Origin of the sequence: Ruegeria sp. HKCCD7251 (genome assembly GCF_013031165.1) — a bacterium.
Lineage (GTDB): Bacteria > Pseudomonadota > Alphaproteobacteria > Rhodobacterales > Rhodobacteraceae > Ruegeria.
Window position 1 is genome coordinate 105,075 of sequence record NZ_WPZC01000004.1, and the last position, 19,258, is coordinate 124,332.

Annotated in this window: 18 protein-coding genes; 2 read left to right on the top strand and 16 right to left on the bottom strand. The window is 58.3% G+C overall.

The window, feature by feature from the left end; all coding sequences use genetic code 11:
• The first annotated feature begins 2 nt into the window (after window positions 1-2).
• Together GOX75_RS12025 and GOX75_RS12030 are read left to right on the top strand one after the other, a co-directional pair.
• Window positions 3-776 carry an SDR family NAD(P)-dependent oxidoreductase gene (locus GOX75_RS12025; RefSeq protein ID WP_171123390.1) on the top strand — a complete coding sequence of 258 codons (774 nt, stop codon included), beginning with the start codon at window positions 3-5 and terminating at the stop codon, window positions 774-776.
• A 10-nt stretch (window positions 777-786) separates the two neighbouring features.
• Entirely contained in the window at window positions 787-1,572 is a 786-nt protein-coding gene (locus GOX75_RS12030) for an SDR family oxidoreductase (protein ID WP_171123392.1), read from the top strand.
• A gap of 42 nt (window positions 1,573-1,614) precedes the next feature.
• Here GOX75_RS12030 and GOX75_RS12035 read toward each other — a convergent pair whose 3' ends face one another.
• The 16 genes from GOX75_RS12035 to GOX75_RS12110 form a co-directional block, all read right to left on the bottom strand.
• Entirely contained in the window at window positions 1,615-2,628 is a 1,014-nt protein-coding gene (locus tag GOX75_RS12035) for an amidohydrolase (RefSeq protein WP_217354430.1), read from the bottom strand.
• A gap of 110 nt (window positions 2,629-2,738) precedes the next feature.
• Window positions 2,739-4,718, bottom strand: coding sequence for an acetoacetate--CoA ligase (locus GOX75_RS12040; protein WP_171123394.1), 1,980 nt, complete (start codon window positions 4,716-4,718; stop codon window positions 2,739-2,741).
• Complete coding sequence (locus GOX75_RS12045; RefSeq protein WP_171123396.1) at window positions 4,715-5,935, bottom strand: serine hydrolase; 1,221 nt, start codon at window positions 5,933-5,935, stop codon at window positions 4,715-4,717. Before GOX75_RS12045 ends, GOX75_RS12040 begins: the two co-directional genes overlap by 4 nt.
• The gene (locus tag GOX75_RS12050) at window positions 5,932-6,681 is read right to left on the bottom strand and encodes an enoyl-CoA hydratase/isomerase family protein (RefSeq protein WP_171123398.1); all 750 of its coding nucleotides are present in this window, start codon (window positions 6,679-6,681) and stop codon (window positions 5,932-5,934) included. The genes GOX75_RS12045 and GOX75_RS12050 overlap by 4 nt, the downstream gene beginning before the upstream one ends.
• Before the next feature lie 123 nt (window positions 6,682-6,804).
• Window positions 6,805-7,509: an ABC transporter ATP-binding protein gene (locus GOX75_RS12055; protein ID WP_217354435.1), complete on the bottom strand. Its 705-nt coding sequence runs from the start codon at window positions 7,507-7,509 to the stop codon at window positions 6,805-6,807.
• Window positions 7,506-8,261: an ABC transporter ATP-binding protein gene (locus GOX75_RS12060; RefSeq protein ID WP_171123402.1), complete on the bottom strand. Its 756-nt coding sequence runs from the start codon at window positions 8,259-8,261 to the stop codon at window positions 7,506-7,508. The genes GOX75_RS12055 and GOX75_RS12060 overlap by 4 nt, the downstream gene beginning before the upstream one ends.
• Complete coding sequence (locus GOX75_RS12065; RefSeq protein ID WP_171123404.1) at window positions 8,258-9,544, bottom strand: branched-chain amino acid ABC transporter permease; 1,287 nt, start codon at window positions 9,542-9,544, stop codon at window positions 8,258-8,260. Before GOX75_RS12065 ends, GOX75_RS12060 begins: the two co-directional genes overlap by 4 nt.
• Window positions 9,541-10,497 carry a branched-chain amino acid ABC transporter permease gene (locus GOX75_RS12070; protein WP_171123406.1) on the bottom strand — a complete coding sequence of 319 codons (957 nt, stop codon included), beginning with the start codon at window positions 10,495-10,497 and terminating at the stop codon, window positions 9,541-9,543. Before GOX75_RS12070 ends, GOX75_RS12065 begins: the two co-directional genes overlap by 4 nt.
• An 88-nt stretch (window positions 10,498-10,585) precedes the next feature.
• The gene (locus tag GOX75_RS12075) at window positions 10,586-11,827 is read right to left on the bottom strand and encodes a branched-chain amino acid ABC transporter substrate-binding protein (RefSeq protein ID WP_254428784.1); all 1,242 of its coding nucleotides are present in this window, start codon (window positions 11,825-11,827) and stop codon (window positions 10,586-10,588) included.
• A gap of 294 nt (window positions 11,828-12,121) precedes the next feature.
• On the bottom strand, window positions 12,122-12,904 hold the full coding sequence (locus GOX75_RS12080; RefSeq protein ID WP_171123409.1) for an IclR family transcriptional regulator: 783 nt from the start codon (window positions 12,902-12,904) through the stop codon (window positions 12,122-12,124).
• A gap of 10 nt (window positions 12,905-12,914) precedes the next feature.
• Window positions 12,915-13,952 carry a phosphotransferase family protein gene (locus tag GOX75_RS12085; protein WP_171123411.1) on the bottom strand — a complete coding sequence of 346 codons (1,038 nt, stop codon included), beginning with the start codon at window positions 13,950-13,952 and terminating at the stop codon, window positions 12,915-12,917.
• A gap of 9 nt (window positions 13,953-13,961) precedes the next feature.
• Window positions 13,962-14,612 (bottom strand): histidine phosphatase family protein, encoded by a 651-nt coding sequence (locus GOX75_RS12090; RefSeq protein WP_171123413.1) that lies wholly within the window; start codon window positions 14,610-14,612, stop codon window positions 13,962-13,964.
• A 2-nt stretch (window positions 14,613-14,614) separates the two neighbouring features.
• Complete coding sequence (locus tag GOX75_RS12095) at window positions 14,615-15,619, bottom strand: nitronate monooxygenase family protein (RefSeq protein WP_171123415.1); 1,005 nt, start codon at window positions 15,617-15,619, stop codon at window positions 14,615-14,617.
• On the bottom strand, window positions 15,620-16,816 hold the full coding sequence (locus GOX75_RS12100) for an acetyl-CoA C-acyltransferase (RefSeq protein ID WP_171123418.1): 1,197 nt from the start codon (window positions 16,814-16,816) through the stop codon (window positions 15,620-15,622).
• Window positions 16,817-16,898: 82 nt separating this feature from the next.
• On the bottom strand, window positions 16,899-18,014 hold the full coding sequence (locus tag GOX75_RS12105) for an acyl-CoA dehydrogenase family protein (protein WP_171123420.1): 1,116 nt from the start codon (window positions 18,012-18,014) through the stop codon (window positions 16,899-16,901).
• A gap of 45 nt (window positions 18,015-18,059) precedes the next feature.
• Window positions 18,060-19,232, bottom strand: coding sequence for an acyl-CoA dehydrogenase family protein (locus GOX75_RS12110; protein WP_171123423.1), 1,173 nt, complete (start codon window positions 19,230-19,232; stop codon window positions 18,060-18,062).
• Between the last annotated feature and the right edge of the window lie 26 nt (window positions 19,233-19,258).

Genomic DNA, 19,258 nt, shown 5'->3' on the forward strand with positions numbered 1-19,258 from the left:
CGATGAACAACATGTTTGATCTGACCGGGCGTAATGCCCTGCTGACCGGCGCGTCCCGCGGGATGGGGCTGGAAATGGCAAAAGGGTTGGCACAGCAAGGGGCCAATGTGGTGATCTCGGCGCGAAAGATCGAAGCGCTTGAGGCCGCCACCGCCGAAATCAACGACGCCGTGGGTCGCAAGGCCGCAACACCAATGACCTGCAACATCGGCAACAGGCAAGAGGTTGAGGCACTGGCCAAAGCAGCCCGCGAAACGGTGGGGCCGATCTCGGTCCTGATCGGAAACGCTGGCGTGAACCCGTTCTACGGCTCAATGCGCGACATCTCGGATGAAGCCTTTGAAAAGACCATGCAGGCCAACGTCCAGTCGAACCTGTGGCTGGCAAATGCTGTCTTCCCGGATATGGAGGGGCTGGGCGGCGGTTCGATGCTGTTCACCTCGTCCGTCGGCGCGTTCAAGCCATCTGACACGCTGGGCACATACAACATCTCGAAACTGGCGCTGATCGCGCTGGTGCGAAACCTGGCGATGGAAATGGGTCCGACGGGGGTGCGGGTCAATGCGCTATGCCCCGGTGTGGTTAAGACCGAGTTCGCCCGCGCCCTGTGGGACAATCCAAAAATAGCCGAATCCTACCTGCGCCAGGTGCCCCTGCGCCGACTGGGAGAGCCAGAGGATTTCACCGGCATCGCCGCGTTCATGGCCTCTGACGCCAGCCGCTATATCACGGGTCAGGCGCTGACCGTGGATGGCGGCGCCGTGATGTGGACCTAAGGGGAAAGCCATGGAAATCGAAGGACAAATCGTTGTCGTAACCGGCGCCGCCAGCGGCATCGGTAAAGCTTTGGCTGCGGCCTTTGCTGCGGCGGGTGCCAAATCGGTTATTTGCGCCGACCTGAACCTGCCCGGCGCGGAAGAAACCGCAAACCAGATCGGCGGCATCGCAATCAAAGCAGATGTCTCGAAAGAGGATGACATTGCCGCGCTGATCGACCGAACCGAAACCGAGGTTGGGCCGATCGGTATCTTCTGCTCTAACGCGGGTATCCTCAGTATCGGTGGGCCTGAAACCGACAACGACATCTGGCAAGGTATGTGGGAGGTCAACGTGATGTCCCATATCTGGGCGGCGCGCCATGTGGTGCCACGGATGATAGAACGCGGGGGTGGTTATCTGCTGAACACCGCTTCGGCTGCTGGACTGCTCAATCAGGTTGGCTCGATGGCTTATGGGGTTACCAAACACGCCGCGGTCGGAGCTGCCGAATGGCTGGCTTTCACCTATCGCGATCAGGGCATCGGGGTGTCGCTACTCTGCCCGCAGGCGGTTCGGTCCGAAATGACGCGCGGACACGAGGACGGAGTGGCCTCGCAAGACGGTATGTTAGAAGCCGAACCCGTGGCCGAAGCCTGCCTGCAGGCCATTCGAGACGAAACTTTCCTGATCCTGCCGCACCCCGAGGTGCTGGGTTATATGCGCAACAAGACCGATAACTACGACAGGTGGTTGGGGGGCATGCGCAAACTCAACCGGTTTTACGGCGCAGGCATGACCGGAACGCCGAAGTAAAGTAACCCTTTGAACCTGTGCGATCGGCATAGGGGACGCTGGTCACAGGTCATAAACCCTGCGAGCCGTGCTGCTGAACAGCGCGGCCTTTTCTTTCTCGCTGTAATCGGCGGCGATCTTCTTGAGGCCGTTCCACAACACCGGATAGCTGATCGAGATACGGTCGACCGGAAAGTTGCTTTCGAACATGCAGCGCCGGGCCCCGAAACAGGCGATCATGTGGTGATACCAGGGGGCCATGACATCGACGAATTCATCCGAACCCGGTGGCTGGCTGCGATCATGCCAGCCCCACCCATTATCGGGCATGGCCATGCCGCCCAGCTTGGCAACCACATTGGGACATTCCGCAAGGGCTGCGATGTCATCTTTCCATTGGGCAAAGATGCTGTCGCGTTGTCCAGAAAACCGCCCCACGCCCAGAGGCGTAGACAGGTGATCCAGAACCAGCGTGGTACCCGGCACTGCTCGGGCCAGATCCGTAAAAGCGGGTAGTTGGTGATGATACTGCCACGTGTCATAAGTCAGCCCCCGCGCACCCAGGAGCGCCACGCCCCTGCGAAAATCCGGGTCCGAATATAGGTCTTTCGGCCCCCGACCCGGCAGGAACAATTGTTCAGGCTCGGCATCTCGGGCTCCGGCGTGGCGGATCCCCTTGAACAATCCCTGCCCCACAGCGACATGAGCATCCAGAACGGCGCCCAAATCCGGGTTCCGCAGATCGGCAAAACCGACAATCCCAGTCAGACGCGCCGGGCCGGTATGGGCGCGGGCCAATGCCGCGACCTGCCGGGTTTCGCCTACCGGGGCAAGCGGGTCTGACGATGTTGGATCATAGTAAGAACGGCATTCCATATAGACCGTTTCAACCACGTTATGTCCGCTTGAAGTATCGGCCTGCAGCTCGGCCATCTCATAGACATACCCATGCCGCACCCACAGATGGTGATGCGGATCGACGATCTCGCGCTCGGGGTCGATGATATTTTCGGTGGTTTGCGCCAGCCAATCGTCACGCGCGGCCATGCGGGGAATCCAAGCTTTTTCGACTTTCATCACGCCTCCTTAGTTGCGTAATATTCCCGTTCTTCATTTCAGAATGGTAAAGGTCCTTTTGGCGCTAAGTCGCAGGGGCTGGCCGCAGGGCAAAACCTATGTGCGCAAAATCACCCCTGTACCAGATCCTCCTCGTGCAATTTGGTGTAGTCGACAAAGAAGTCGAAACTGCCGGGGTTCGACATGGAATCCCGATTGACCACATGGGCAGGATCACCACCCAAAAGCAGCTTTTTCACCGGAACTTCCAACTTCTTGCCCGACAAGGTACGCGGCACCTCGGTGATTTGAATGATTTCGTTGGGGACAAAGCGCGCGGAAATGGCGCTGCGGATTGCACCATTGATCTTGTCCTTCATAGAGTCGTCCAACGTCAGACCTTCGGCCAGCACCACGAAAAGCGGCATGAAACTGTCGCGGCCCAGAAACTCAAGATCAACCACCAGCGAATCCATCACTTCCGCCAACCCCTCAACGGCCTGATAAATCTCGGACGAGCCCAGCCGCAGCCCCTTGCGGTTAATGGTGGCGTCCGAACGGCCATAGATTACCGAGGCGCCCTCGGGCGTGATTTCGATCCAGTCGCCATGCCGCCAGATGCCGGGATAAGTGTCGAAATAACTGTCATGCAGGCGCGATCCGTCCTCATCCCCCCAGAAATACAGGGGCATTGAAGGTAGCGGTTCAGTGCATACCAGCTCACCAACAGTATCGAAAACCTCATTTCCGGCCTCGTCGAAGGCGCGCACGGCATTGCCCAGCATTCGGCACTGCATTTCACCTCCGCGCACGGGTAGCATCGGGTTGCCGCCGACAAAAGCGCTGGCGATATCGGTCCCGCCCGAGATCGGGGCCAGCCACAGATCGGACTTCACGTTGCCGTAAATCCAGTCATAGCCATCCGCACTCAGCGGTGATCCGGTCGATCCCAGACCCTTGAGCGCGGACAGGTCCAGATCGGCAGGACGTATGCCTGCCTTGAGGCAAGCCTCATAAAACGCGGCCCCCGCCCCCAGAAACGTCAGCCGGTTCCGGGCGGCAAAACGCCAAAAGGCCATCATGTCCGGATGATTGGGCGCAGCATCGAACAACGCGGCTGTCGCCCCTTGGCCCAGTGCCGATAGCTGTGTGTTCCACATGATCCAGCCAGATGACGTCATCCACGCATAGCTGTCGGTTTGCGTCAGGTTCTGGTGCAGGCTGCGCTTTGCGCTTTCAAGCAGCACGCCGCCATGACCATGCACGATGGGTTTGGGATTCCCCGTCGTGCCCGAGGAATAGACAATCCACAGCGGATGATCGAAGGGGACGGGCGTGCTTTGGTACGTCGCATCGCCCTGTGTCAGCGGGCCGAAAGCGTGCGCATCATCAGGAACCTCGCCCGCAACGGGCACCCAAAGTGTGTGCTGCACCGAAGGCAACCCAGAGCGGATTTCTTGCAGCAGGGACCGACGGTCAATTTCTTTCCCCGCATGGGTATAGCCGTCCTGCACGATCAACACCTTGGGTTCGATCTGTCGGAACCTGTCCAGAATGGCAACACGCCCCATGTCGGGCGCGCAAAGCGACCAGATCGCGCCCAGACTAGCCGCTGCAAGGCAGGCAATAAGCGCCGTTTCGGTGTTGGGAAGGACGGCGACCACGCGATCGCCCTGCCCCACCCCCATCTGTCGCAGGTTCGCGGCCAGATTCGCCACGCGATCACGCAGCTCGGTCCATGTCAGTGACGCCACCCCAAAGGTCTCGGATTCAATGATCAGCGCAGTCGCGTCGGGCTGGCCCTCTGCCCACCGCAATACCTGATCGCTGTAATTCAGCATCGTGCCGGGGCACCAGACCGCGCCGGGCATCTTCCGTTCGGTCAAGAAAATCGTGGGTTCCACACTGGCACGAAGATCGAAGAATTCCCAAACGGCAGACCAGAACCCTTCAAGATCCGTGACACTCCAATTCCAGAGCGCGGGGTAATCGGCAAATTCCAAACCCCGTTCGGCCCCAAGCCAGCGAATAAACCCGGCCATGGGGGTAGCCTGCGCCTGTTCCAGCGTTGGTTGCCAAAGGATCGGACGGCCAGTGTTTTGCCCAGTCATGCGATCAAAGCTCCGTGGATCAGGGCGCGCAATTGCGCACGCGATGGATAGGATGAACTGGGCGAAAGTTGAGTGAAGAACACAACGCTCATCTGATGCACCGGGTCGACCCAGAACGCGGTCGAGGCCATGCCACCCCAGGCAAAATCCCCGACACTGCCGGGCACGCCCACCCGACCGGGGTTCAGCGTCACAGACCCGCCGATGCCAAAACCGGTGCCGACCATTGGCTGTTCAGCAAAACTGGGGATGCCCATGTCGGCAATATCGCCCTTCAGATGGTTCGACATCATGAAGACCAGCGTCTTGGGCGACAGAATACGATGATCGCCTGCATCACCGCCACGCCGCAGCATCTCGGTAAAATTCATATAGTCGTCGATGGTGCCAACCAGCCCGCCGCCACCCGAGCGTTGCTTGGTGGTGTGATAGGGCGAGGTCTTGCGATCATCGGCCAAACGCAAAGTATCCCCTCCGTCTTTAGCCGCATTCAGCGCCATCGGATCATCGAGCGGCGTATAGAGATTGGCAAACCGGTCACCCGCATCCACAGGCACATTGAATGCGGTTTCCGTCATGCCAAGTGGCTGGAAAATCTCTTCATCAAAGAACTGGTCCAGTGTCTTGCCCGAAACAACTTCGACCACCCGACCTGCAATGTCGATGCCGACCGAGTACATCCAGCGAGCGCCGGGCTGAAACGCCAGTGGTAGGGCCGCGACCTTGTCAGCCACCTCGGCCAAAGTGCCGCGTTTGGGAGTGAAATCCAGCCTTTGATCCGCCATCGCCTCGGCCACCAGACCGGGGTTGAAGGAATAGCTGAGACCACTGGTATGCGTCAGCAGTTGCTGCAAGGTCGGCGTAGCAGCCGGTTCCGTCTGATCCAAGCGAGTGGCACCCGGGATCAGCGCCTGCATCCGGGCAAAACCCGGAATGAACTCGGACACTGGCGCGCCCAAATGGATCAGGCCCCGTTCCACCAGTGTCATCAGCGCCACAGACGTCACCGGTTTGGTCATGGAATAGATGCGCGCAATGGTATCGCGGGTGAAGGGCAGGTCCTCTTCGATGTTGCGCAGACCGCTATCGGCATAGAACACCTCGGTCCCGTTACGCTTGACCAGGACCGAGGCCCCGGGGTATTTGCGCGCCTCAACATAGCTTTGCATCCAGGGCCGGATACGCTCCAGCCGCGCCAAGTCGAACCCTTCGCTCATGCCAGCATCCTTTGCATAGCGTCGCGGGTTTCTTCGTTGAACCAAGACCGGTCCGTGTCACCCGCCAACCGTTTCATTTCAGCCTCGATCACTTCAATTGCCGGGGCGCGAAGCTGCCGCTTGACCCGGCCATAAGTCAGGGCGGGCAACCTGGCCAGCTCTTGCGCTTTGCTTTGCGCGGCATCCAACAGGGTTTCAACCTCGACCAACTCATCCACCACACCTTGCGCCGCAGCATCTTCTGCGTGGATCGGCTGGCCGGTCAGAAGGAACCGCCGCAGCGTGTTGGGTTCAAGCGTTGCGCGCGCGATCTCAAGCGGGCCAATGGGCAGGTCAACGCCCACGCGGATTTCGGCCAGACCGAAACTGGCCTTCGGACCAGCCACACGCCAATCTGCTGCAAGTACAAAGAAAAACCCACCTGCGATGGCTGCCCCGTTCACGGCGGAAACAAGCGGTTTCGGAAAACAGAACTGGGTGAGGAATGCATGATTTAACGCATCCACCAGACCGTTTTGCGCCTCGCGATCCAAATCCATGGCGTCCTTTAGGTCCAGACCGGCGGAAAAAACCTTGCAGGCGCTATCCAGAACCACCGCGCGCACATCCTCGCGCGCTGCAAATTCGTTTAGCGCATCGACAAAGCCGTATAGAAAATCAGGGTCCAGAGCGTTCACCGGCCCACGCGCCAACGTCAACGCCATCACGCCGCCACCCAAATCGCGACTTTGCAAAAATTCGGTCATCTTCCCCCCTTCAACGGGATCATCATCCCGATCATCCAACCGGCATAGGACCTCCGCCCCGTAACCAACGCACAAAAAGAGGGCTACAAACGCCCCCTTTTGCTGCCTTGCGGCGTGACGCTCTCAGACCTCCAGCCATTCCTTGCGGATATCGTCGCGCTGTTTCAACTCTTGTGGCGTCCCTTCGAACACCACGTGGCCATGACCCATCACATAGACCCGGTTGGCAATGTCCAAAGCGATGTCCAGCTTCTGTTCCACCAACAGGGTCGAGATGCCGCGCCCGGCGATTTCCTGCAACAGTTCGGCCACGCGTTTGACCATCTGCGGCGACAGCCCCTCGGTCGGTTCGTCGATCATCACCAGATCGGGATCGCCCATCAGGGTCCGGCACATGGTTAGCATCTGCTGCTCTCCGCCGGACAAAACGCTGGCCTCAACGTCGGCGCGGTTATCGAGGTTTTCGAACATGTCGAACATATTCTGCATCGACCAGCGGCCTTCGCCGTCTTTCTGGCCAGGTTTCAGCCCAAGGATCAGGTTTTGCCGCGTGGTAAGACCGGGAAAGATATCCCGGTTTTCAGGCACATAACCGATGCCCAGATTGGCGATCTCGTAGGCTTTTTTACCGGCGATCTCCTGCCCTTTGAACCGGACAGAACCATGTGGTTCGACATCGCCCATCACCGCCTTGCAGGTCGTGGACCGCCCGACCCCGTTGCGCCCCAGCAGGGCCACGATCTCACCCTCGGCGATGTTCAGATTCACACCCTGAAGGATGTGGCTTTTGCCATAGTAGGCGTGCATATCCCTGACTTCGAGCATCAGTGATCCTCCATCGCGGTGCCCAGATAGGCTTCTTGAACTCGGGGATTGCCGCGCACCTCTTCAGGGGTGCCGGTGGCGATGATCTCACCGTAAACCAGAACCGAGATACGGTCGGCCAGACCAAAGACCACACCCATGTCATGTTCCACCATCATCAGCGTCTTGTTTTCGGTCACCTGACGGATCAGTTCGACGATATAGTCGGTTTCCGAATGGCTCATGCCTGCGGTGGGTTCGTCCAGCATGATGACATCCGCCCCGCCCGCGATGGTGATCCCAATCTCAAGCGCGCGCTGCTCGGCATAAGACAGAACCCCTGCTGGCAAATCCCGGCGGGTGGTCAGGTTGATCTGTGCAAGGATTTCATCGGCCGCGTCGGTCAGATCCTGTTTGCGCGACACAAGCGTCCAGAAAGAATACTTGTACCCGCGCGTCCAAAGCAATGCGCAGCGGATATTCTCGAACACCGACATATTGGGAAAGATGTTGGTGATCTGGAACGACCGGCTGAGCCCAAGGCGGTTGATCTGGAACGGAGCCTTGCCCCGCAGATCCTGCCCATGCAATTGCACAGTGCCCGCGGTCTGGGCAAAGCGCCCGGTGATCAGGTTGTACAAGGTGGATTTTCCAGCCCCGTTCGGCCCGATCACCGCATGGCGTTCGCCCTTGCGCACGCTTAGGTCAACGCCCCGGATGATCTCGGTCTGACCAAAGCTTTTCCTCAGATTGGTGATTTCAAGAGCAGACGTCATGCGCCACCTCCATCCAGGCTGGTTGCCGCGTGATAGCTATTGGCCATGTCAGGCGCGAACCGTTTGGCCAGCCAACCGCCGCCGATCAGCAACACGGTTGAAACCGCCCAGGGCAGAAACGTGTGGCTGTCAAAGCTGATCCAGAACAAGGTCATCTGATGATCCCCCGGCGGGGCATGGCGCAGGTGGAACACCATCTCGATCAGACAGGCCGCGCCGATGATTGCAAACACGCCGGGGACCAGCACCTTGGCGTAGGGCACGACCAGCGACCTCAGCCGTTTCATTTTGACCGCCGGCGCATGCATCATCAACAGCCCGGCCAAACCGCCGGGGAAAAACATCACGGTGACCAGAAACAGCAGGCCGACATACAGGGCCCAAAGCTCGGTTTCCAGCCCCAGCACCGTGCGCAGCAGCGTAAACACGATGGCCCCGATGATCGGACCGAAAAAGAAACCAACACCGCCCAGAAACGTCACAAGAAGGATCTCACCCGAGGTGGCAAGGTTCAGGTTCTCTTCCGTCAGGATTTCGTAGTTGATCGCAAACAGCGCCCCTGCAACCCCGGCAAAGAACCCCGAGGCGACAAAGCTGTGAAACCGCACCCAACGCTGGGAATAGCCCAGAAACTCGGCCCGTTCGGGGTTGTCACGCACCGCATTGGCAATCCGGCCAATGGGCGTGCGCGAGAATAGAAACATCAGCAGCGCCGACAACATAAGCCAAAAGGCCGTCAGATAGTAAACCTCGATCTGGCTCAGGAACTCGATGCCAAAGAAAGGCAGGCCATAGGTCCGGTCACCGCTGATCCCTTCTTCGCCGCCAAAAAACACGACGATGATGATGGAGCAAGCGGCAATCAACTCACCCACGCCAAGCGAGATCATGGCAAAAACCGTGCCCGAACTGCGGGTTGAGAAACTGCCTACGACAATTGCCAGCCCCATCCCGACAAGCCCGCCAAAGATCGGCAAAACCGGCAGCGGCAGCGCGGCGAAAAAGTCGGACATGTTCATGATGTGCATACAGGCAAACCCACCTACACCCATATAAACCGCATGGCCGAAACTCAGCATACCGCCCTGCCCCAGCAACATGTTGTAAGCCAGCGCAAAGATGATGGTGATAGCCATCTGGTTCATGACGGTAATGGCAGAATTGGCTGTGAACACCATCGGCAACAGCACCAGCGCGGCAGCCGACAGAAGCCACGGCATGACGACGCCCAGCGAAAGGCCCGGTGCCTGTCTGCTGGCAGAGATTTGAGATGTCTGTGTCATGCCTGCCGCTTTCCGAATAGACCATAGGGCCGAAACACAAGGATCAGGACCATCAGGATATAAGGCAGAATGTCCGCGATCTGCGGCGAGGTCAGCGTCCAGAGATCGCGCCATGCGCTGTCCCAGATCGGGTCGGGCGTGGTAAATCCGATGCCATTCAGGATGTCTTCCATACGCACGTTATATGCCTTGGAGAACGTGGTCAGCCAGCCGATGATCAGCGACGCGACAAGCGCACCACCAAGGCTGCCCAATCCGCCGATAACGATGGTGACAAACACGATCGAGCCCAGCACGAAAGCCATGCCCGGAAAGGTCGATAGGACCGGCCCCGCGATCACACCGGCGACACCGGCCAAAGCCGTGCCGACGCCGAACACCCCCATGAAGACCAGCGGCACGTTGTGTCCCAGCGCCTCAACTGTCTTGGGGTAACTCAGGGCCGCCTGAATGATCAGTCCTACCCGCGTTCTGGTCAGTATGTAGAGCAGCACGAGGAAGATCGCGACCGAGGTGAAGATCATGAAAATCTTGTAGGCCGGGATAGCATTGCCCGCGATCGAAAAGGCGGTGAATTGCAAAATCTCGGGAATTTCATAGGGCATCGCGCTTTTGCCCCAGATGAACTGCACCAGCTCTTCTATCAGCAAAGCCAGACCGAAGGTGAAGATTAGCTCGGGCACATGACCGTATTGGTGGACTCGGCGCAAACCATAACGCTCGACCAGCGCGCCCAGAACACCGACAATGACCGGCGCGATCAGTAGCCCCATCCAGAACCCCAGAAAGACACTGATTTGAAAAGCAAAATACGCCCCCAGCATATAGAAACTGGCATGGGCAAAGTTCAGAACACCCATCATGGAAAAGATGAGTGTAAGACCCGCGGACAGCATGAACAGAAGCAACCCTGTCACCAGCCCGTCGATCAGGTTGACGGCAATCAATTCCATGCCTGTCCCCTTTCACGAAGAATTTGACAACATCAGACAAGACCAGCCTGCCGCATCGCACGCGGCAGGCTGCAAGCGCTCATAGGCGTTAGGGGCGCTTCATCTTGCAGGTGGTTGCCGCATCGGCAGCCGCCATTGTGACCGTGTCCTCAGCCTTCAACCCGAAGCCCGAGTTGTCATAGTCGAACTGCACGTCGTCAGTGTGGGCCTGAATATGCACGTCCTGAATGATCTGATGGTCGATCTCGCGCATTTTCAGCTTGGTGCCCCAGATGCTGTCATGCTCCATACCTTCCAGAGCATAGGCAACCTGAGCCATATCTGTCGCTGTGCCCGCCTCGTTGATGGCTTTGGCCAGCATCTCAACCACGTTGGCAATCCGCGGCTGTGCCGGGTCGGTGTCGGGATAGGCTTCCTTGAAGCCCGTCACAAACGCGGCAGCACGGTCCGAGACCGGCGGGTTGATCTGGCCTTCGCCCACCACCCGCAGAGATCCGACACCGGATTCCCCGAACGCAGCGGTAATGCCGTCAGCCGCGCCGTAATAGGTGTAGATCGGCCCCTCAAAACCGTTCTCAAGCACCGACTTTCCGAGGTTCAGCATGTCTGCGCCCCAGTTGCCGGTGATCACAAGATCTGCCTCTGACGCCATGATCTTACGGGCATAGGGGGTGAAATCTTTGACCTTGCCGATCGGATGCAACTCGTTTCCGACGATCTCGACATCGGGGCGCTTTTCGCCAAGGAATTTCACCGCAGCGGCGGCCACAGCTTTACCAAAAGAGTAATCCTGCCCGATGATATACACTTTTTCGACGCCATCATCTGCTGCAATCACATCGGTCAGCGCGTCCATCTTGATGTCTGCATTCGCATCAAAGCGGAAATGCCAGAAATTACATTTATCGTTGGTCAGGGCCGGATCAACGGCCGCGTAATTCAGAAAGATAACCTGATTGTCGGGATTGCGGCGGTTGTGCTTGTCGATAGCGTCGGTCAGGGCGTTGGCCACGCCCGAACTGTTGCCCTGCGCAATGAAACGGATGCCCTGATCGATTGCCACCTGCAACTGAATGAGCGATTCCTTGGGGCTGATCTTGTTGTCGAATGCGACGATTTCAAAGTTCTGACCGTCCAGAACACCGCCTTCTTTGTTGACCAGTTCATCGGCGGCAAACTTAAACGTCGCAAGACCCTGATTGCCCGTCGCCGCAAAAGGGCCAGACAATGGGTCGATAAAGGCAATCTTGATATTCTCGGCATATACGGCAGTTGCACTAATCGCCACTGCCAGCGCAGCACTCAAGCCGCGCATTGTTGTATTTTTCATATCATTGTTCCTCCCTGTTATTGTCCGACACACGCCTCCTCCGCAGTGCCGGAAAACACAGGCTCACAGTGACACACCCCCGAAAAGAGTCAACAGTTCCTTTGATTTTTATAGCCTACAATCAATTAGTTAAGAGACCCAAAGGCGCCACCCAAATCTTGAGCAGCGTTCTGATCACCGGTGCAAAATTTTTGTTCAATAGCTAAAAAAACGAACAAACCGGACTAAAGAAATTTCCAAGACTTGCCGCAGAGCCGGTCCAATCGAAATACAGACCCCGGGCAACTTCGGTCCCTAGGCCAGACTAAGATTTTTCCCGGCCTCAACCAGCATTGGGCCATAGACTGTTTCCAGCTCTTTGGGGGTTAGGTGAAAAGACGGACCTCCTACGTTCAGACCAAACACCCGGTTGTCGATGACCGATTTGAAGGCAACCGAGATTCCGTTTACGTCCGGTCGCCAATCTCCATAGCCGGTACAAAAACCCAGCCGGTCCATCTCTTCCTGTGCTGTGTTGAAGCTGCTTTGCCGAAACTCTTCGGTATCGCTGTCCTGCGTCCGCGCGGTCTCAAATGCCTGGGCGCGTTCATCTTCGTCCATCGCGGTCAATATCGCCCGCCCCATGGCCGAGCGGAACAAAGGCAGACCCGTCCCAACACGGGCCACCAAGGAAACCTGTTCACGCGAGGTTTCGGTCGCCAGATAAACTGCATTCATTCCATGCCGTTCGCCCAAAGCCACAACAACATACGAGTTGGGACCATTGCGCAACTTCAGCATTTCGCGCCGTGCGCGTTCGGCAATGTCCAGACTTGCCAATACGCCAAACCCCAAAAGCATAACGCCCGCGCTTAGTCGATAGGTGCCAGTGCGATTGTCGACCTCAAGATAATCCAGCTTGCACAATGTGTGGGTCAGGCGCGAAACGGTTGCCTTCGGCAGTCCGGTTCGTTTGGACAGATCGGTGTTGCTAAGTGCGGTATCCCCTTCGCGAAAGCACCGTAGAACATCCAGCCCCCGCGCCAAAGCGGTGATGAAGTTACGGTCTTTCAGTTCCTCACTGGTGCCTTCGACCATCGTTTACCCCTTAATTCCAACCACTATCCAACGCACGCAGCCCATGTTCGGCAAAGATCGGAACGAACTGCCCGGACTGTCGCGCACGCTCGGGGTTGGATGCATTGCCGTCCAAAGCTCGTTTATAAACGCCCTGAATAATTGCGGCCATACGAAAGAAGCAAAAAGCCAGGTAGTAGCCGAAATGGTCAATTCCATCCAACCCCCGGTAGGTGCAATAGGCGGCGACAAATTCTTCGTCGGTCATCAAACCTTCTGCGGCACGGTCCACGCTTGCCAGCCCGCGGCCCATACCACCCGGCGGCATCTGCCATTGCATGATCACGGCGGCCAAATCTGCATAGGGATGGCCAATGGTGGATAATTCCCAATCCAAAACAGCCAGCACATCCGGGCTGCTCTTGCAGAAAAGCATATTGTCGATGCGGTAATCGCCATGCACCAGCGTCCGTTGTCCGTCATCCTCGGGGGCCTCATCCACCAGACGCGCCATCAGCCGGTCCATCGCCGCGATGGTCTCGGTTTCCGAAGCGCGGTACTGCTTTGACCAGCGGCCGATCTGACGTTCAAAATAATTCCCCGGCGGCCCGTAATCCGACAGGCCCACCTTGCCGATATCGACGCTGTGCAAGTCTGCCAGTGTTTTGTTCATCGCCTTCTGAATACCGCCCCGCTCGTGCCGGGGTACATCGGGCAATTCGGGAAAGTTGAAGTGCCGCCCGTCCATGAAGTCCATTACATAGAACATCGAGCCGATGACGCTTTCATCTTCGCAAAGAAGATGCATCTTTGACACGGGCACGTCCGTCTCGGCCAACGCCTTTTGCACCCGGTATTCTCGGTCAACCGCATGAGCCGATTTCAACAACTGGCCCGGCGGCTTGCGACGCAGTACATATTTATGCGAAGGCGTTCTTAGCAGGAAGGTTGGATTGGATTGACCGACCTCAAACTTCGTGAACTCGACCGGTCCCTCGAAGCCTTCAATCCTGTCAGACAGATAGTCAGCCACGGCCTTTGCATCTAGGGTCTGGGTCGATTTGGACATCGTAATTCCTCAGCTATGAGTGATCATCTCGGCCTGCGCTACAGGGTGCAGATGAGGGATTGCGTTAAATTCGGTCAACCCGATACCCCGCGATGAGAACAGGAACCGAGACTGAGAGGTGTTGCGAAGTTGCAGGTTCAATTCCATCATTTGCGGATTGGGCGCATTCAAGACAGACGACGTGATCTGACCAATGGGTCCACCGGACGAAACCACAAGAACCCGCCGGGCCTCGGTTTGTGTGACAAAACGCAAGGCAGCGGCGACGCGCGCCGAAAACTCGGCCCAGCTTTCCGACGCGTCGGGCAAGCCACCTTCCTGCCAGTGCAGGATGGTTTCCCTTAGCGCACGGAAATGGGTTTTGCGATCCCCCTGTACCCTCTGGGGAACGTCGCCGCCGAAACGTGCGTTTAGCAGGTCCTTGAAATCATACTCGTTCAAACCCGCATGTCGTTCGGGCGTCGCACTAAACCCCATCGAAGCCAGCGTTTCGGCATGGCGCGCCAATGTACCAGTGATCAGACGGTCCGGAACCCAACCCGTGCCCTGCAACCAGTCGCCCAATTGAGCAGACTGCCGGTGCCCCAGATCCGAGAGTTTGTCGTAATTGTCCGCCCCGAACGAGGCCTGTGCGTGGCGGACAAGAAGAAGCTCTGCCATATTCAGCCCGGAAACTGCCGCGCAAGACTGGCGCCAGCAGCCAGATACTCATCTGCAATTCGGTCAACCAGCGCCCGGGCAGGCCCGATGCTTTTGACCGTACCAATGCCTTGGCCAGAACCCCAGATCGTTTTCCACGCTTTGGGCTTTTCGCGGTCAGTCGAAAAATTCATCGAGGTCGGGTCCGCCGTGGGCAGGTTTTCAGGGTCCATTCCTGCATTCACAATCGACCCACGCAGGTAATTGCCCCAGACGCCGGTGAACAGCGAAGAATAGACGATGTCATCCCCGGCGCTGTCCACGATCATTTGTTTGTAGCCGGGATCGGCATTGGCCTCATCCGTGGCAATAAAGGGTGACCCAACATAGCCGAAATCAGCCCCCATCGCCAAAGCCCCCAGCAGCGAGTTGCCCGAGGCAATCGCCCCAGACAGCGCCAGCGGCCCATCGAACCATTCGCGAATTTCACGGATCAGAGCGAAAGGCGACAGCGATCCGGCGTGCCCCCCTGCTCCGGCGGCTACGGCCACCAGACCATCGGCCCCTTTCTCGATCGCTTTTTTTGCGAACTTGTTGTTGATGATGTCGTGAAACACGACGCCACCATAGGAATGCGCGGCCTCGTTCACTTCGACCCGTGCGCCCAAAGAGGTGATCCAGACCGGGACCTCGTGCTTCACGCAGATGTCGATGTCCCGCTGCAACCGTCCGTTTGACCGGTGCACAATCTGGTTCACCGCATAAGGCGCGGCCGGGTTGTCGGGGTTTTCCTGATTATGCCTGTCCAACTCTTCCTTGATGCGGGTCAACCAGGCGTCCAGCAGGGGCGGCTCGCCTTCGGCCTCTCGCGCGTTAAGCGCAGGGAAAGAGCCGATGATGCCTGCCTTACATTGCTCAATCACCAGGTCAGGGTTCGAGATGATGAACAGCGGTGAGCCGATCATCGGAATGCGCAGACCCCGCAGAACCTTCGGCAGATGTGAATCGTCGCGGTTCCAAGCGGTCATTTATAGAACCTCAAACAGGCCAGCGCCGCCCATGCCACCACCGATGCACATGGTGCAGACCACATATTTGGCGCCGCGCCGCTTGCCTTCGATCAGGGCATGACCCACCATCCGCGCGCCGGACATGCCATACGGGTGGCCGACAGAAATCGCGCCACCATCGACGTTCATAATCTCGTTGGGAATGCCCAGACGGTCGCGGGAATACAGAACCTGCACTGCGAAGGCCTCGTTGAATTCCCACAGGTCGATGTCGTCCATGGTCAAGCCATGCGCCTTTAGCAGCTTGGGTACGGCAAAGACGGGGCCGATGCCCATCTCATCCGGCTCACACCCAGCAGCCATCACACCGACGTAGCGGCCCAGAGGTTCCAGTCCTTTTTGTTCTGCAACCTTGGCCTCCATGATCACCGAGGCCGATGCCCCATCCGACAACTGCGAGGCATTGCCCGCCGTGATGCACTTGCCTTCCTTGATGTGGATGCCATCCTTGAACACCGGCTGCAGACCGGCCAGCGACTCGACCGTGGTCGAGGGGCGATTGCCCTCATCCTTGTCCAGCGTCACCTCATGTTCTGATATCTCGCCGGTTTCGCGGTTCTGCATTTTCATCACCGTAGTCATCGGAACGATCTCGGCGTCAAACCTGCCTGCCTGCTGCGCGGCATGGGTGCGAGCCTGAGACTGCGCGGCGTATTCATCCTGATATTCACGGCTTAGACCATAGCGTTCGCCAACGGTTTCGGCGGTTTCAAGCATGGTCATGTAAAGCTCAGGCTTGTGTTCAACGATCCACGGGTCGCGCCCCACGCGCATCTCAGGCGTCTGCACCGTCGAAATACTCTCAACGCCGCCGCCGATCACTACATCCATGCCATCGTGCACCACTTGCTTGGCTGCCGTAGCAATCGCCATCATCCCCGAGGCGCACTGACGGTCTAGCGTCATACCGCCCACTGTTACCGGCAAACCGGCCCTGATAGCGGCTTGGCGGCCAATGTTGCCCGCCTGATAGCCCTGTTGCAGGGCGGCACCCACGACGCAGTCCTCGATCTCGGCCGGATCAACGCCAGAGCGTTGCACCGCGTGTTCAATGGCATGGCTCATCAGAGCTTGCGGGGTGGTAGCATTGAAAGCGCCGCGATAGGCTTTGCCAATCGGGGTACGTGCCGTTGAGACGATCACTGCGTCGCGCATTTCGTTTGTCCTTTCGACGGATTATGCTGTCTGTTTCGAAAATTTTACATTTAACCAAAGGGGCGATCGAGCCCCGGTGCGATTAGAACCCCCGCAATCCGGCCACGATTTCGGCGTGATAACTATAATCCCCAAGCCATTCCGCCGAGACCCGCGCCCGTTTCATGTAGAACCCCATGTCAAACGCATCGGTCATGCCGATGCCGCCATGCATCTGGACCCCCTCCATCACCGCCAGCTTTGCGGTCTTGGTCGCTCGGGCCTTGGCCAGCGACACGGCAAGGGTGGCGTCCTTGGGATTTTCATCCAGCATCCGCCCGGCGTGCAGAATGGCGGAACTGGTCACTTCGGTCTCGCACCAAAGATGCGCCGCGCGGTGTTGCAGGGCCTGAAACGCGCCGATTGGAACGCCGAATTGCTTACGCTCTTTCAGATATTCAACCGTCATGCCAAAGGCCCCGGCGGCCAAACCTGCGGCCTCGGCCGCCAAGGCGGCCTGACCAGCCTCCAGCGTCGGCCGCAAGATTTCCATGGCATCGCCAACCGTGCCCAGAACATCCTCTCCCGTGGCCTCGACATCCACAAACCTGATCCGCGCTGATGAGCGCGCGTCGATCATATCCGAAACTGACCGTTCCACGCCGTCACGGTCGGCGGGGATATCAAACAGGGTCAAACCTTCGTCCGCTTGGGCCAGAACAAGCAATCGGTCGGCAAAGCCGCCGTCCACCACAAAGCTCTTGTCGCCGCTCAGACGGAAACCGTTGCCGTCCTTGGTGGCGGCCAATGTCGTCTTATCCGGTGCGTGTTTACGGCCTTCGTCGATGGCCAGCGCATAGGTTCGTTCACCTGCCGCGATCGACTGCAGCGCGGCATAAGCCCTATCATCCGCCACCCGCCGCAACGCAGTTGCCGCCATTACCGCTGTCGAGATAAATGGCGTCACAGCAAGTGTTTTGCCCATTTCACCGGCCAGAACCCCGGCGGCGGCATGGCCCATATCCGACCCGCCTTGCGCCTCGGGAACCAGAATACCGGCCCAACCCATCTGCGCCATCTCAGCCCAAAGCGCGGGATCATGCGCTTCGCCCGCATCCCGCATGGCGCGCAGCTTACCAACCGGGGCGGCCTGATCCAAAAAACCGCGCGCAGCATCAGCCAGCATCAACTCTTCTTCGGTTTTCACCAATTTGGTCATGCGTGACCCTTTCTGCCCATGATCAGCAACCGCTTGCGCCCAAAGTCACGACGGCAATCCCAAGACTCGCTTGGCTACAATGCCCAGCATCACCTCGGACGTGCCACCTTCGATGGAATTCGCCTTGGTGCGCAGCCAATCGGACGGGCGCGTGCCCATAGACCCATCCCACTCCAGTGCGTCCGACCCCCCCGAGTCCATCAACACTTCAAACACGCGCTTGTTCAGCTCGGTGCCCATGTATTTCAACATCGCCGAGGCATCACCTGCGCCGTGACCTGCTTCGGCCTGATCCTTGTAGCGTTCCAGCGTCAGCCCAATGGCCAACGCATCAATCTCGGTCTGCATAGCCTCGGCGCGCAGACTGGCGCTGAGGGCGCCGTCACTTTCGTCGGTCAGCACCGCACCAAGAGACCGGCCCGACCCCATCAACCCACCGGCCCCGCCCGAGATCATCTCGCGTTCATGGGTCAGCAGGTATTTCGCCACGTCCCACCCTTTGTTGACCTCATGCACCACCTGTTCCTTGGGCACTTTGACATCATCAAAGAAGGTCTCGCAAAAAGGCGACTCACCCGAGATCAGGCGAATGGGGCTGGTCGAAATGCCGGGCGTTTCCATATCGACCAAAATGAAGGAAATCCCCTTGTGCTTGGGCGCGTCGCGGTCGGTGCGCACCAACACGAAAATCCAATCCGCCTTGTCGGCATATGACGTCCAGACTTTCTGGCCATTGACCAGCCAGTGATCCCCCTTGTCCTCGCACTTGGTCTGCAAGGACGCCAGATCAGACCCCGCGCCGGGTTCTGAATAACCCTGACACCAGCGTATTTCGCCGCGCGCGATTGACGGCAGATAGTGCAATTTCTGCTCTTCGGTTCCAAATTGCAGCAGCGCAGGCCCCAGCATCCAGATACCAAAGCTTTCAAGCGGGGAACGCGCCCTGATACGGCGCATTTCTTCGTGGAACACCTTTTCCCGCGCCCGATCCAGACCGGCCCCGCCATAGGCGCGCGGCCATGTGGGAACTGTCAGCCCCTGTGCCGCACACCGCTCTAGCCAGTCTTTCTGCGCCTGCGATTCAAACTCCCAGCGCTTGCCGCCCCAACAGATTGTTGCTTCGCTTGAACTACGATCGCGCATCTCGGCCGGGCAGTTTTCCTCTAGCCACGCACGCAAAGCGGCCCGGAAAAGATTCGGCTCGGTAATATTGTGCATCGCGTCCTCCCACGCCTCACAGAACC

Bases quoted from the DNA above. Each gene is read 5' to 3' on its own strand.
- GOX75_RS12040 (WP_171123394.1), bottom strand. From the start codon at position 4,718: ATGACTGGGCAAAACACTGGCCGTCCGATCCTTTGGCAACCAACGCTG.
- GOX75_RS12110 (WP_171123423.1), bottom strand. From the start codon at position 19,232: ATGCACAATATTACCGAGCCGAATCTTTTCCGGGCCGCTTTGCGTGCG.
- GOX75_RS12070 (WP_171123406.1), bottom strand. From the start codon at position 10,497: ATGGAATTGATTGCCGTCAACCTGATCGACGGGCTGGTGACAGGGTTG.
- GOX75_RS12090 (WP_171123413.1), bottom strand. From the start codon at position 14,612: ATGGCAGAGCTTCTTCTTGTCCGCCACGCACAGGCCTCGTTCGGGGCG.
- GOX75_RS12025 (WP_171123390.1), top strand. From the start codon at position 3: ATGAACAACATGTTTGATCTGACCGGGCGTAATGCCCTGCTGACCGGC.
- GOX75_RS12105 (WP_171123420.1), bottom strand. From the start codon at position 18,014: ATGACCAAATTGGTGAAAACCGAAGAAGAGTTGATGCTGGCTGATGCT.
- GOX75_RS12075 (WP_254428784.1), bottom strand. From the start codon at position 11,827: ATGAAAAATACAACAATGCGCGGCTTGAGTGCTGCGCTGGCAGTGGCG.
- GOX75_RS12100 (WP_171123418.1), bottom strand. From the start codon at position 16,816: ATGCGCGACGCAGTGATCGTCTCAACGGCACGTACCCCGATTGGCAAA.
- GOX75_RS12065 (WP_171123404.1), bottom strand. From the start codon at position 9,544: ATGACACAGACATCTCAAATCTCTGCCAGCAGACAGGCACCGGGCCTT.
- GOX75_RS12050 (WP_171123398.1), bottom strand. From the start codon at position 6,681: ATGACCGAATTTTTGCAAAGTCGCGATTTGGGTGGCGGCGTGATGGCG.
- GOX75_RS12095 (WP_171123415.1), bottom strand. From the start codon at position 15,619: ATGACCGCTTGGAACCGCGACGATTCACATCTGCCGAAGGTTCTGCGG.
- GOX75_RS12030 (WP_171123392.1), top strand. From the start codon at position 787: ATGGAAATCGAAGGACAAATCGTTGTCGTAACCGGCGCCGCCAGCGGC.
- GOX75_RS12080 (WP_171123409.1), bottom strand. From the start codon at position 12,904: ATGGTCGAAGGCACCAGTGAGGAACTGAAAGACCGTAACTTCATCACC.
- GOX75_RS12035 (WP_217354430.1), bottom strand. From the start codon at position 2,628: ATGAAAGTCGAAAAAGCTTGGATTCCCCGCATGGCCGCGCGTGACGAT.
- GOX75_RS12060 (WP_171123402.1), bottom strand. From the start codon at position 8,261: ATGACGTCTGCTCTTGAAATCACCAATCTGAGGAAAAGCTTTGGTCAG.
- GOX75_RS12045 (WP_171123396.1), bottom strand. From the start codon at position 5,935: ATGAGCGAAGGGTTCGACTTGGCGCGGCTGGAGCGTATCCGGCCCTGG.
- GOX75_RS12085 (WP_171123411.1), bottom strand. From the start codon at position 13,952: ATGTCCAAATCGACCCAGACCCTAGATGCAAAGGCCGTGGCTGACTAT.